This window comes from Agrobacterium larrymoorei (genome assembly GCF_013322225.1).
Classification (GTDB): Bacteria; Pseudomonadota; Alphaproteobacteria; order Rhizobiales; family Rhizobiaceae; genus Agrobacterium; species Agrobacterium larrymoorei_A.
Genome location: NZ_JAAMFB010000004.1, coordinates 1 through 13275 on the forward strand (window position 1 = coordinate 1; position 13275 = coordinate 13275).

The 13275-nt window shown below is 59.2% G+C and carries 8 protein-coding genes; 2 read left to right on the plus strand and 6 right to left on the minus strand.

Annotated elements, in window-relative coordinates; translation table 11 throughout:
* Positions 1 to 338 precede the first annotated feature (338 nt).
* Both G6L28_RS01620 and pdeM read left to right on the plus strand, forming a co-directional pair.
* A complete protein-coding gene (locus G6L28_RS01620) occupies positions 339 to 2858 on the plus strand; it encodes a ligase-associated DNA damage response DEXH box helicase (RefSeq protein WP_174062042.1) in 2520 nt (839 codons plus the stop codon).
* A gap of 55 nt (positions 2859 to 2913) precedes the next feature.
* Complete coding sequence (gene pdeM / locus G6L28_RS01625; RefSeq protein WP_174062043.1) at positions 2914 to 3648, plus strand: ligase-associated DNA damage response endonuclease PdeM; 735 nt, start codon at positions 2914 to 2916, stop codon at positions 3646 to 3648.
* 8 nt (positions 3649 to 3656) lie between these two features.
* Here pdeM and G6L28_RS01630 read toward each other — a convergent pair whose 3' ends face one another.
* The 6 genes from G6L28_RS01630 to G6L28_RS01655 form a co-directional block, all read right to left on the minus strand.
* Entirely contained in the window at positions 3657 to 4868 is a 1212-nt protein-coding gene (locus G6L28_RS01630) for a histidine-type phosphatase (protein ID WP_174062044.1), read from the minus strand.
* Positions 4869 to 5009: 141 nt separating this feature from the next.
* On the minus strand, positions 5010 to 5834 hold the full coding sequence (locus G6L28_RS01635; protein ID WP_174062048.1) for a TIGR02186 family protein: 825 nt from the start codon (positions 5832 to 5834) through the stop codon (positions 5010 to 5012).
* Positions 5828 to 6754, minus strand: a complete 927-nt coding sequence (locus tag G6L28_RS01640) for a TSUP family transporter (protein ID WP_174062045.1) — start codon at positions 6752 to 6754, stop codon at positions 5828 to 5830. The genes G6L28_RS01635 and G6L28_RS01640 overlap by 7 nt, the downstream gene beginning before the upstream one ends.
* 235 nt (positions 6755 to 6989) lie before the next feature.
* Positions 6990 to 10817, minus strand: a complete 3828-nt coding sequence (locus G6L28_RS01645; protein ID WP_174062046.1) for a peptidoglycan-binding protein — start codon at positions 10815 to 10817, stop codon at positions 6990 to 6992.
* Positions 10818 to 11144: 327 nt separating this feature from the next.
* Positions 11145 to 12530: an MFS transporter gene (locus G6L28_RS01650; protein ID WP_174062047.1), complete on the minus strand. Its 1386-nt coding sequence runs from the start codon at positions 12528 to 12530 to the stop codon at positions 11145 to 11147.
* 252 nt (positions 12531 to 12782) lie between these two features.
* Positions 12783 to 13275 (minus strand): dihydrodipicolinate synthase family protein (locus G6L28_RS01655; RefSeq protein WP_234902432.1); only part of this gene is annotated, 493 nt, incomplete at its 5' end.

The window sequence follows — 13275 nt, forward strand, 5'->3', positions numbered from 1 at the left end:
TCCCAATCCTCGGACGGTCGCCTGTCGCCGGGACTGCGGGCTGTGAAGGGCCCGCAGTCCCGCACCGACAATAACCTCAGAACAACAAACAATCCTCGGCCTTGAGCCGAGGATCCATTCTTCTCAACGAAATCAAAGGGTCATGGATCCTCGGGTCAAGCCCGAGGATGATGTCGAGGGGGGGAGCCGCCGAGACACCCCAGTTGCGGAAGGGTGTAGGAACGCTCGTCAACTTAAACCGGAGAGCAGTGGCTTAAAGCCGACGATGACGGAAAAAAGGAATGCTTCCATCCAATAAGCACCCTTCTTTTAGGGAATAATTTCACTACTTTAGTAGTGTGAAACACACCGACCCTCAAATAGCCGGCACGCATGTTGGCACTTTGCCTCTTCCCTTCCAGAAATGGTTTGCGGAAAAGGGATGGAGCCCGCGTGCGCATCAGCTGGAGCTATCCGCCCGCGCTCGCGGCGGGGAGAACATGCTGCTGATTGCACCCACCGGTGCGGGTAAGACACTGGGCGGCTTCATGGCCTCGCTGACCGATCTGGCGGAGCGCGGCAAGGTGCCGCCGGGTTCGGCCTTCGTAGGCGTACACACGCTCTACATTTCGCCGCTGAAGGCGCTCGCCGTCGATATCGAGCGCAACCTCATGAAGCCGGTGTCGGAGATGGGGCTGCCGATCACGGTCGAGACCCGAACGGGCGATACGCCGCAGGCCAAGCGACAGCGGCAGAAGGTGAAGCCGCCGGATATTCTGCTGACGACGCCGGAGCAGGTGTCGTTGCTGCTCGCCAAAAAGGAAGCGGAGCGCTTCTTCAAGGACCTGAAATATGTCGTGCTGGATGAGCTTCACTCGCTCGTCACCTCCAAGCGCGGGCATCTGCTGTCGCTTGCGCTCGCTCGCATCCGCCGCCACGCGCCTGCCATGCGCACCATAGGGCTATCAGCGACTGTGGCCGACCCGATGGATTTGCAGCGTTACCTCGCGCCGCAAGTGGAGGGGGAGGAGCCTGCCGGTCTCATCACGGTCGATGGTGGTGCGAAGCCGAATATTTCGATCCTCGATACGGAAGAGCGCATTCCATGGTCCGGCCATTCGGCGCGCTATGCGATGCAGGATCTCTATCCCGAGCTGAAATCGCACCAGACGACGCTGATCTTCGTCAATACGCGCTCACAGGCCGAACGCATCTTTCAGGAACTCTGGACGATCAATGAGGACAATCTGCCGATAGCGCTGCATCACGGGTCGCTGGATGCCGGGCAGAGGCGACGGGTGGAGTCCGCCATGGCGGAAAACAAGCTGCGCGCCGTTGTCGCGACTTCCACGCTCGATCTCGGCATCGACTGGGGCGATGTGGATCTCGTCGTCCATGTCGGTGCGCCGAAGGGCGCAAGCCGGCTTGCCCAGCGCATAGGCCGCGCAAACCACCGCATGGACGAGCCGTCTAAAGCGATCCTCGTCCCCGCCAACCGCTTCGAAGTGATGGAATGCCGCGCCGCACTCGATGCGAACTATATCGGCGCGCAGGACACGCCGCCCATTGCCGAGGGTGCTCTGGACGTGCTGGCGCAGCACGTGCTGGGCATGGCCTGCGCCGAGCCCTTCGACGCGGATGAGCTTTACCGCGAAGTGACCAGTGCCTCGCCTTACTTCGGCCTGCCGCGCGAGATGTTCGACCGCGTGGTGGATTTCACCGCGACGGGCGGCTATGCGCTGCGCACCTATGAGCGTTACGCCCGTATCCGCCAGATGAAGGATGGGCGCTGGCGCGTGTCCAACCCGCAGGTGGCGCAGCAATATCGGCTGAACCTTGGTACTATCGTAGAAGCCGCCGAACTGAATGTCCGCATGGTCAAGCGCAACGCAAAGGGCACGGTCGGGCGCGGCGGCATGTCGCTTGGCAAGGTGGAAGAGCATTTCCTCGAGCAGCTGGTGCAGGGCGATACTTTCCTGTTCGCGGGCAAGGTGCTGCGCTTCGAAGGCATACGCGAGAACGAATGCCTCGTCAGCCAGGCCTTCTCGCTGGACCCGAAGATACCGTCTTACGCGGGCGGCAAGTTTCCGCTGTCCACTTATCTCGCAGACCAGGTGCGTTCCATGCTGGCCGATCCCGCACGCTGGCATGCGCTGCCCGATCAGGTGCGAGACTGGCTGGCGATTCAGAAGGAAAAGTCGATTATCCCCAAGCGCGACGAGCTGCTGGTGGAAACCTTCCCTTTCCGCAAACGCTTCTTCATGGTCATGTACCCGTTCGAGGGGCGGCTGGCGCACCAGACGCTTGGCATGCTTTTGACCCGCAGGCTGGAGCGCGCTGGCGCTAAGCCGATGGGCTTCGTCGCGACGGACTATTCGCTGGCGATCTGGGCGATGGAGGACATGGGCCGTCGCCTTGAATCGGGGCGCCTGTCGCTGCCTGATCTCTTGGACGAGGACATGCTGGGCGATGATCTCGAAGCGTGGCTGGACGAATCCTACCTGCTCAAACGCACGTTCCGTAACTGCGCCGTCATCTCCGGCCTGATCGAGCGCCGCCATCCCGGCAAGGAAAAGACAGGCCGGCAGGTCACGGTATCTGCAGACCTTATTTATGACGTTCTTCGAAGCCATGAGCCGGATCACATCCTGCTGGAAGCCACGCGTCGCGATGCTTCGGCAGGACTTTTGGACATTGCCCGACTTGGCGATATGCTAAGGCGAATCAAGGGCCACACGCATCACCGCGCGCTTGAGCATGTTTCTCCGCTTGCCGTTCCGGTCATGCTGGAAATCGGACGTGAGACCGTGATCGGGCAGGCGCAGGACGATGTGCTGGCCGAAGCCGCCGACGAGCTGATCGCCGACGCCATGTCCTGAACCGCCGACAAAGCGGTGCCGTGAACTGACGAAATGAAGAAAGCTTGAACCGGAATTGCTGAGCCGCCTTGCCTTGAGCGAAAGATTTTCCACCGGCTTCGAATGCCAGGGCGCCGAGACCGCCATCAACGGCGTCGCGGCCCTGTGCGATCCGTTGGGCGGGCTCTATCTGCCCGATCTTTCACTGCTTGTCGTGTCCGATCTGCATCTGGAAAAGGGCGCGGCCTTTGCCCGCCGAGGCATGATGCTGCCACCCTATGACACGATCGCGACGCTGAAAATTCTGGCCTCCCTCATCACCCGCTACGATCCGAAGATTGTCGTCAGCCTCGGCGATAATTTCCATGATCGCAAAGGCTCCGAACACCTGCCGCTGCCTCTGCGCGACATTATCCGCGAGATGGCCCGGGGCCGCGAATGGATATGGATCAACGGCAACCACGATCCCGATGGCACGGTGGATCTGCCGGGCTCATCCATTGACGAGATGTTCTACGCAAACCTCGTTTTCCGCCACGAGCCGAAAGCGAAAGCGGCAGACACACTGGGCGAGCTTGCAGGCCACCTTCATCCCGCGGCGACAGTCCGCCGCCGGGACAAAACCGTGCGCCGTCCCTGTTTTGCGACGGATGGTACGCGGCTGCTGATGCCAGCCTTCGGCGTGCTGAGCGGCGGACTGGACTTGCGACACAAGGCCATGCGCGGGCTTTTCGACCACGATGCGCTTGTTGCACATCTGATGGGTCGGGATCGCATCTATTCCGTCAGGTTCAAAAGCCTGCTTGGATAGGCCGCGCGTCACTGGTACAGATTTGGCGCTACCGCGCTTTTGTCGAGCTTTGCATTCGCCAGAGTGAGGAAAAGATCAAGCGGGCAGGCACCTTCCTTCGCCTCGGCTTCGCAACCGGGCATCGCCACTGCTGCCTGAAGCGGTGGGGTGCCGTCATCGATCACGGAGGCATTTCTGATTTGATCGAGCGATGGCGCAATAAAGCCTATTCGCACGTAGCTCCCGCCTGCCGTGTCATGAAGGCGTTCGAAGGTCAGCGCGCCGGTTGGTGGGGTTTCATCGTCCAGGTAGGGCGGAATTTTCCAGTGAATACCCAGAAGCGTTGCAATCTCAGCCTGCTGCGTATCACTACCCATGAAAAGCAGGAATTTTGCGTTGGGCGGCCCGCCTTCGGCTGGCGTCTTGTCAAGGGCGAGCAGAATTTGGTTCAGGAAATTGGACGCATCGCGTTGCGCCAGATAGGGTACACGGTTGCCGACATCATATTTGATTTGCCGAAGTTCCGACAGGCGGATGATGTCTTGGGCGGTGGAAGCCTTGCCGAACGCAACCTGATCGGCGGGCAAGCCGTTCGCATATTGCAGGAGAAAGACCTGCACAACGGTCCCGGCTTCCGACAGTGGTCCCTTGACGGAAACGCTCGTCGTTTTTTTCTGTTCGTCCTGTTTTGCTTCGATCGTCCAGGGGCGATGCTGCATGGAGCATGGGCTATCTGCCACCTCGCAGCCCAGGATTGCATCCAGCTCCTTCATCAGCGGCGCTGCCTTTTTCTGCAACGCGTCGAAACTGCCGCCCGCCGCTTCAAAAATTGCGGATCGGGCTTTATCGACATCAATCGAACCAAGTCCGGCATCCGTAGCGTCGTATAGCGGATCTGGACCTTCGCCATGGAAAGAGCCGAGGGTCAGGCCGCAGCCTTTGAACATGCTGTCAAGAATGACCTTGCCGGTATCGATAGTGCGTTGAACCGTGCTGTTGCCCCAGCCGAAAACGTCTCCTGTAGCCGGGCAACCGGTCGCGGGGACAAGGCCTTTGGCGGCGAGCATGTCGTGCTCCCACTTTGCCAGCTGCGCGGCGGCGTCGGCACCATGCGGGGTCAGTTGACCGTCTTTTGTTCCCCAGACGGGCCATGCCTTCGCAGACATCTTTTCGAGCTCCTTGCTGCTCGTCTGCGGGCGCACGCCATGACGCATGACGGCGATGTACTTATCGCTTACCAATTCATCGGCCTTTACGGGGATGAGGGAGACAAGGACAAGTATCAACGTGGAGAATAATATCCGGAAAGGCATAGCTCAAACCTTGCTTGGAAAACCTTGCCAGATGAATAGGATCGCTTGATGAACGCTTTGTGACGCCTTTCAGTCGCGCCTGAACAGAATACTTGCGCCCCAACCCGTCACGACCGCCAGAAGCACGCATATCAGGCCGTAGACCAAGGGTGTCTGGTGGGCAGCATCGGTGATGGCTTGTTCCATGCCGGTCTTCACTACACGCAGTTTCAGTTCTCGCTGGGCAATCGGCATCCCGCTTTTGAACAGGTAAGCGCGGGCGGTGTGGACGCCGTTCGGTACGTTGGCGGGCAGACGCAGCGTGGCCCAGAACAGGCCGGTGCGTTCGAGCCGCACGCCGGTCGTGTCGTTTCGGTAGATGCCGCTGGATAGTTTTAGCCGTCGATAGGCTTCCTGAAAATCATAGACATTATCCGGCACGCCGGAAAAGACAGCGCTGTTAAGCGTAAGATGTTCGACACCCAGCCCCATGGCTTTCAGCGTTCCGGCAGAGGCGATGTCGTTGATGTTGCGCGTGCTGGCCATGGAATAGGATTCTGGTAGCGGCGCGAAGGTGATGGCGCTTGTGTTGATCCAGATGCCAGCAACGCGGCTTTTCTTGCGCACGGTCGAATATTCGTTCGGGCCTTCCAGCGTCACGACGATGTCGTACTGCCCGATGGCGAGCAGCAGTTGGTCCGCATTGTTGAGCGCGCCGAACATGGTGAAGTCGGCGCCGCGAAAATCCGATGCGATGGAGATTTCCGACGTCGATGCGCCGATCTCGATATTTTCCTGTAGCGTTCGGGCCTGTCCGGTTGCGTCGGGGGAAATGGCGAGCGGCGGCGTCTGTGCGATTGCCGAGCCAGCGCAAAAAGCAAGCAGAGATGCGAGGAGGGCGGTACGGATCAATATCCCAAACCTCCGACCGCAACGGAGAACAGGTCGTCAGGGTGAACAACCAGACCGATGGCCAGACGTATGCCGACCGCCAGAACCAGCAGAGCCAGCAGCGCACGCAATTGTTCGCCACGAAGCTTCTGGCCCACACGTACACCATATTGCGCACCGACGACACCAGCCAGCATGAGGATGAAGGCCAGTACGACATCGACTGTGAAGTTCGTCGCCGCCTGTACCACAGTCGTATAGGCCGTGACGAAGATGATCTGGAACAGCGAGGTTCCGACCACGACATTGGTGGGTACGCGCAGCAGATAGATCATGGCCGGGACCATGATGAAGCCACCACCCACACCCATGACCGAGGTAAGTACGCCGATGCCGAAGCCTAGTACGATGATGGGAATGACGCTGAGATAGAGTTTCGATTTCTTGAACCGCATCTTCAGCGGCAGGCGGTGTACCCAGTTGTGGTGACCGGGACGACGGAGTGTAACCGTTTCATTGCGCGCCGAACGGCGAATGGCTGAAACGCTTTCCTTCAGCATCAGTGCGCCGACCGTGGTCAGCAGAATGACGTAGAGCAGCGAGATGATGAGATCGAGCTGGCCGATGCTGCGCAACAGGGTAAATAGCCATATGCCGAGCGTTGCTCCGGCAAGACCGCCCAGCAAAAGCATCGTCCCCAGTTTCACATCCAGCGTTCCGCGCCTGAAATGGGTGATGGAGCCCGAAACGGACGAGGCTACGACCTGATTTGCGCCCGTGGCCACGGCGACAGCGGGAGGGATGTTGTAGAAGATCAGAAGCGGGGTGATGAGGAAGCCTCCACCCACACCGAACATGCCGGATAGAAATCCCACAGCCGCGCCCATGCCGAGAATGATGAAGATATTCACCGATAGTTCTGCGATGGGCAGATAGACAGTCACAATCGGACCTCGGGTATCGCTTCGTGCAAAAAGGCAAAGCCACCGTCAGCGGGCTTTGAAGGGTCGGTATTTCCATGTGATGGCAGGGGCGTCTAACGCCACTGGTATTCATTGGTCATGCCCGTGGTGGGCATGGCTGTCAATTATTCAAAGCCAAATACGTTGATAATTTGAAAAGAAGAATGGGCCGCGGCGATTTCCACCACGGCCCATCGTTTATTTCTCCGAAAATGGCTTATTTGTTGCGTGCGAGAAGCGCCGTCACCAGCTCGTCGGTGATCCGTCCATCGGGTGCCTGACCGACGGATTTCTGGAATTCCTTGATGGCCGCCACCGTGTTGCGGCCGAGCTTTCCATCCGGCGTGCCAGCCTTGAAGCCATTGTTGTTGAGAATGGCCTGAATATTGCGGATCGCCTTCTGCATGTCCACGGAAGCCGTCGTCACGCCCTGGCCGCCGGTCCACTCCGCAGGTGGGTTGACGGAATTGGCATCCTCGTTCAGCGGCTTGACCTTCCAGGCCTCCACCTTCGCCTTGGCGCTTGCCAGTTGCTCCGGCTTCATGGCCTTTGCGACGTCTTCACGCTTTTGCTCCGCATCGGTGTCACCATCGCGGGCGGCGATGGCGAACCACTTGTAGGATTCTTCAAGGCTCTGCTGAACCCCGCTGCCGCGCGCATACAGAATTGCGAGATTGAACTGGCTGTCGCGCACACCGAGGTCCGACGCCTGGATGAACCAGTCGGCAGCAGCCTTGAAATCAGGCTGACCGGCGGCATCGGACGTCAGCAGGACGGCGAGATTGTGCATCGCGCCCGCATTGCCCTGACGGGCAGCCATTTCGTAATAGCGCTTGGCTTCCGGCAAGTTGCGCTCCACGCCGTTTGCCTTTTCGTACATGTTGCCGAGACGATACTGGGCAACGGCAAGGCCGCGATCCGCCGAGAGCTTGTACCATTTGGCCGCTTCCGCACGGTCGGCTGCAACGCCGACGCCATCCGTGTAGCGCACGCCGATTTCAAACAGGGCCAAACGGTCCCCCTTTGCAGCGGCCTGCGCAAGCGACGCCGGGGTTATGGATGCTGGAACGACGAGATTTTCCGCCGGGGCTTCGGCAACGGGTTGAACCGGTGCTGGCTGAACGGGTTGATCGGCCTCCGCCTGGCGGATTTCCGCCTCGATGGTGGTCGGCTGCAGCGGTTCGGCAACGTCCGAACCGTGCGATGGTGCCGGTACCTGAACGGCAGGGGCCTCTTCCGGCAAGGGTGCGCCGCCAATGGGGCGGGTGTCGATCAGGTGCTGGTTCCTGTCTGCATCCGCCTGCATTCGATCTGCCGCTGCCTGTTCCCGTTCATCGATTGCGACTTCGGAAGGAATGGTGACGGCAGGTGTCAGCGCGGATGCCTCGCTTGCCGCAGGTGTCGCCGTGGGTTCGACGGAGGGCGGCGTCGCGGTGCTTGCGGCGGGTGCGATCTGCGAAGGCTCTGAGCCGATATAGTTCTTGACCATCGGCATGGCCATCATCGCCAGAAGAATGGCGCCGATGCCGAGCAGCAGCGGTCGACGATAGCGCGCCAGCGCCGAGCCACCGATTACAGCACTTGCTTCTTTGGAAGCGCGTGCGCCGGATGCCTTTTCAGGGAGAGTTTCCTGCGCGGCAGCCTGCGCGGCGCGGCGAGCAGCGGCGATGAAATCGGCACGGCTGTCACCCTCTGGGCTACCGGCCCGGGCGGCTGCATTCTGGCTGGCGCGCACGCGCTCAAGTATCTTTTTAACATCCGGCGCACCGGAGCCGGGCTCCAGCAGTTCGTTGTCGTCATCGGCGGACAGAACATCCACCGGATCGAGCGCGGGGGCAGGGCTGACTTGCGCGCGCGCTGCTTCGACAACCGGAGCCTCGTCAGCCCTCGCTGCGCTCGATTTGAAACGGCGTGTCAGGCTTGAAAGAAGGCTGCGCTTTTCTGCCTTGGCAGGCGTCGCCGCAGCGGGTGGTACGATGGTGTCGACGGCAACATCGTCTGCACCGGTGCGAGGCAGTTCCGCTTGGGACGCGAACAACGTTTCCTGCGAGATCAGGCCTTCGTCCGGGTAAGACGCCGCGGGCATGCGCGCATGGTTTGCCGGCGCGGCTTCCTCCTCGTGACGGGTGGGCGCGTTGCGATTGTCCAGCGCATCCAGCCGACCGGCGATCTGGACCAGCGTTTCGTGTAGCGCTTCGAAGGTGCGGTGCGTGCGCTCTTCGGTGTTGCGGCTCAGCCCCTCCAGCTTGCGCAGATCGTCTGCGAGACCAACGAGAACGGCGGTGTCTGCGGCGCTGCTGGTCTGCGAGAGATTGTTGCGCATATGCGCTTCGAGAACGGCTTCCGCCGCCTGACGTGCCGCCTCGATAATATACTCATCGTTGGACGACATGTAATCCTCGATGGCGGCCATGCGCTGGTCGAGCTCGGGTGGCATGCCGATAGTGTCGTGCTGGCCTTTTTCGTTGAGGATCAACGAAAGATTGGCGATCTGCGTTTCAAGGCCTGCCAGCGAACCGGTATCGGTCTGGCCCGCCCGCGTCGTCTCATCGAGCTTCGCAGCGATCTTGCCGAGACGTTCTTCCAGACGAAGGAACGCGGAATCGTAGGATGCCGATTTGGTCGGCGCCGGGCGTGCTTCGATATCTTCGATGCGCCGCGCGATCTTTTCCAGACGCTCGGCGAGCTTCTCATTGACGGCGCCAGCGCCAAGCTGGTCGATCTTCTTGGAAATATCAGTCAAAAAGGCGTTGAGTTCGGGGTTGCTGGACGACCGCTGCGATTTTTCAAGCAGCAGGGAAAGTTGATCGAGCCGCTCTCCGAGCTTCGAAACGCTGCGCTCGGAAGACAGTTCCTCGATGCGATTTGCCAGCGCATCAAGGCGTGTCGTCAGAGCTTCTGACGGCTTGTCATGCGCCTGGGTCGCATCTTTCAAAGCATCCAGCTGACGAGACAAGCCGTTCAGGCGGTTCTCCAGTCGCTCCGCCAGAACATTGTCCGTGGACTGCGGGCGGTTACCCGCGGCAGCGATGGCGCGAGTGATTTCGTCCAGACGCTCGTCGAGGCCGGAAAAATGTTCGCTTAGAATTCGGTCGTTCGGCTGAATGTGACGGCCGAGCTGCTCTACGAAACCGGCAATGGTGATGAGCTTTTCTTCCAGCGCCCGCACCGCAGGGCTGTTGCTCATGGTGCCGAGCTGGCTCTTGATATCGTCCAGGCGATAGGCCAGCGCAACGATTTCTTCCTGCAAGGGCGCAGTGTCGAAACCGCGAAGGGTGTCTTCCACGCTTTCCCAGCGGCTTTCGATGCGGTGGACGCTGTCTTCGCGGGCCATCTGGTCCACAAGGGCGCGCAGTTGCTCGAATTCGACGCGCAGGCCATCGGAACCGGGGGAGGAGGATTTGCCAAGCCGCTCGATGCTGCTTGCCAGGCGGGCGACATCTTCGCGAATGTCTTCGGCGAAATCCTGATTTTCCGCAAAGGAACGGATGTTGCGAAGTTCAGCGCGCAGGCCTTGCATTTCGCGGGCGACGCCTTCGGAGATTTCGTGCTTCAGTTCCTGTCGCATGTTGACCAGCGCCTCGGCGACCTCACGCAGTGCGGTATCGCTCTGCGCCGGGGCGGCTGAAGGCGCCGGACGCTGGCGCTCCAGCGAGGATGCGACGCGCGTGCGCGGAGAGGGAATGGCGGTGGAGGAGCGATAATCGCGCTCCTCGTAACGACGCTCGTCTTCGCGCGCTGAGGTGCGGTAGGACCGGGCGGGCTCAACCTGCTCGCGCTCCCAGCGTTCGTCCAGCGCCTGCTGGCGCTTGCGAATTTCGTCGATCGGGTCAAAGCGCAGGGAGTCGGCGTCTCTGGAATGGCGCTTTTGCGGAAGCAGGGGTTCGCTATGGTGTTCGGGCGGGCGCTCCTGCGGCTGTGCACGGGACGGTTTTCCGCCGAGCAAATCCTCGATACGGGCTTCCAGGCCTTCGATGGTGCGGTTCAGTGCATCCAAAGACGATCTATCGTTAGGCCGCTGGGAATTCGATCGTAATCCGCTCATCTTCCTGCTCACTTCGTCTTTGCCCGGTTTGCTGCTCCACGCGGTTGTCGACATAGCCGGTGCGGAACAAAAGTCTTTTTTCCTTCGGTCGAGGAATTCCCCATGATCTCGAATCAATTCCTCATTGAGAACAATTGACGAAATGTGGTTAACGAAAAGTTAATTAGAGAATTCTACATTAACGATTTCTTTAATATTTGGCTTGCGCGAAGCTTATGAAACAGCGTTGATCTTCTATTTTAGATTGATTTGGTATGTGATCCTGAAATTGGATGCCGCCCAGCCGCAGGTTGACGGGCCGGACGGCGATATATGCTGCTGCTGGCTTTAAGGAGACAGTTCTTCGAGAGATCTGCCTTTTGTTTCGACGGCGAACAACATCGTCACGACCGCCCCGATCAAGGTGATAACCGCGAAGATTGCAAAGACATACTGAATGCCGAAGCTGGACATTACAGTGCCGACAAGGATCGGACCAGCTGATGAGCCGAGGCGAAGCCAAGCGCTGCCGGTTCCAGTACCCACAGCACGAAGACGCGTGGGATAGATTTCGGCAGAATAGAGGTATAGCGAGAATGTTACGGTCTGGAGGATGGCGTAGGCGAGACCTCCGAGAACCAGCACTTGCGTAGCAGAGGTCGCGCCAAGCCACGTCAAAAGTATGAGGGGAACTGGTGCCAGAAGCAACGCTCCTGTGTACCACCGTTTCCTGCCGACCTTATCGATCAACAACGCGCAGATCACCGCGGCAACCACGCCCGCAGCGGACGTGAAGAAGCCATAGAGGATGCTGGTTTCCAGCGGCAGGTTGAATGTCTGTCGGTAGAGTGTCGGCAGCCAGGTTATGGTACCGTTCGCCACCATGTAAGCGCAGAACCACATGGCCCAGATAGAAAGCGTCCGCTTCAGATAGATGCCTTGGAAAAGTTCGCGCCAGTCAGATTTTCTTTGAACAGGACGTGCAGTGATTTTCGGTTCAGGAAGCTGCTTACCAGAAGCACGAGCGCTCTGCTCCATACTCGTGACGATAGCATCCGCCTCCTCGTATCGACCGTTTGCCGCCAGCCAGCGTGGAGATTCCTTAAGGAACCAGCGAAGTGGAATCATGAGTGCGGCGGGGATAAGACCCACAATGAACATGGCTTTCCACCCATAAGTCGGCACCATGAAATAGCCGATCAAACCGGCACCAACCAGACCCAGCAGAAACATGACCTCATACAGGAGAAAGAAACGACCGCGGCCTTTGGAGCCTATCATCTCGTTGATGTAGGCACTGGCGACCGGTACTTCACCCCCGGTGCCAATCCCCTGAACGAAGCGAAACAGCATCATGGAAACCGCCCCAGCCGCAAAAAGGCAAGCGACGTCCATGCTGACAAACAGCAGGATTGTAAAAAGAAGGACCTTCAGACGCCCGACCTTTTCTGCCAGCCAGCCGAATAGAACTGCGCCGATTAGTTGTCCTAGATAACCCATGGACAAGATCATGCCGGTTTGCGCGGGTGTAAGGCTCCATTCCTTGACAAGAACAGGCATGGCGTAGGCGATAGCAATAACGGTATATCCATCGAAGAAAGTCGCTGCGCCGACGATGTTTCTTGCCCAGAACACTTCCCTTGTCACCGGCAAGCGCTCAAGACGCGCACTAATGTCGGCTTGCGGGTCGACGATCCTGTCAGCCCCATCGGGCACGGATTGCATGTAATTCATCGTTCCTCCTCTCGCACCCCGGCACTCCATCTCCCGACCGGTTGCGTTATTTAATTAAGTTACTGTCCGGCTGCCAATCCTCGTCGTTTTTAACGGCAGACGAAGCTGCGGCTCAAAGCCGCGTCCGGCTGGCGGCCCACGAAAATTTCAATATTTGAATGTATGAGGGGTCGCTGCGAAGTCCGGACGGTGACCGCCCCGAAAAACGGGACGGTTTGCAAGCGGCACATTAAGCTTGATGCAGGCGCGTCGTTATTCGGCAGCTTGCAGAAGCTCTGCCCTGCCTATGCCGGCAGCATCGAATGCAGCAAAGATTTCCTGCTCAGCCTTCGTGCCGAGGTCCTTAAGCGGCTCGCGGATAGTGGCGTGATCGAGAACACCTCGGTGAACGAGGCCGAGCTTAAGCGCAACCGTGCCTTCCATATGCGAGCCACGATGATAGACGGACCGCGTAACGGGAAGTAGTTGCTCGAAAATTTTGCGCGCTTTTGGATAGTCTTGCGCCTTGCCTGCCTCGATGAGATCGATCAGAAGTTCCGGCGCGATATTGCCGTATCCCACCAGCAGACCGTCTACGTCGAACATGGTCGGCAGCAGCCATTCATCGTGGCAGCTAAGTATCTGGAGGTTCGGATTGGCTTTTTTCAGAGGTGGCTCAGTTTGTTTGAACAGTTTCGGGCGTTTCGCTAAGTGGATTTCCGCCTCGATTATGCCGCCACCATCATTGGCGTCAGCGCGTTGAAGT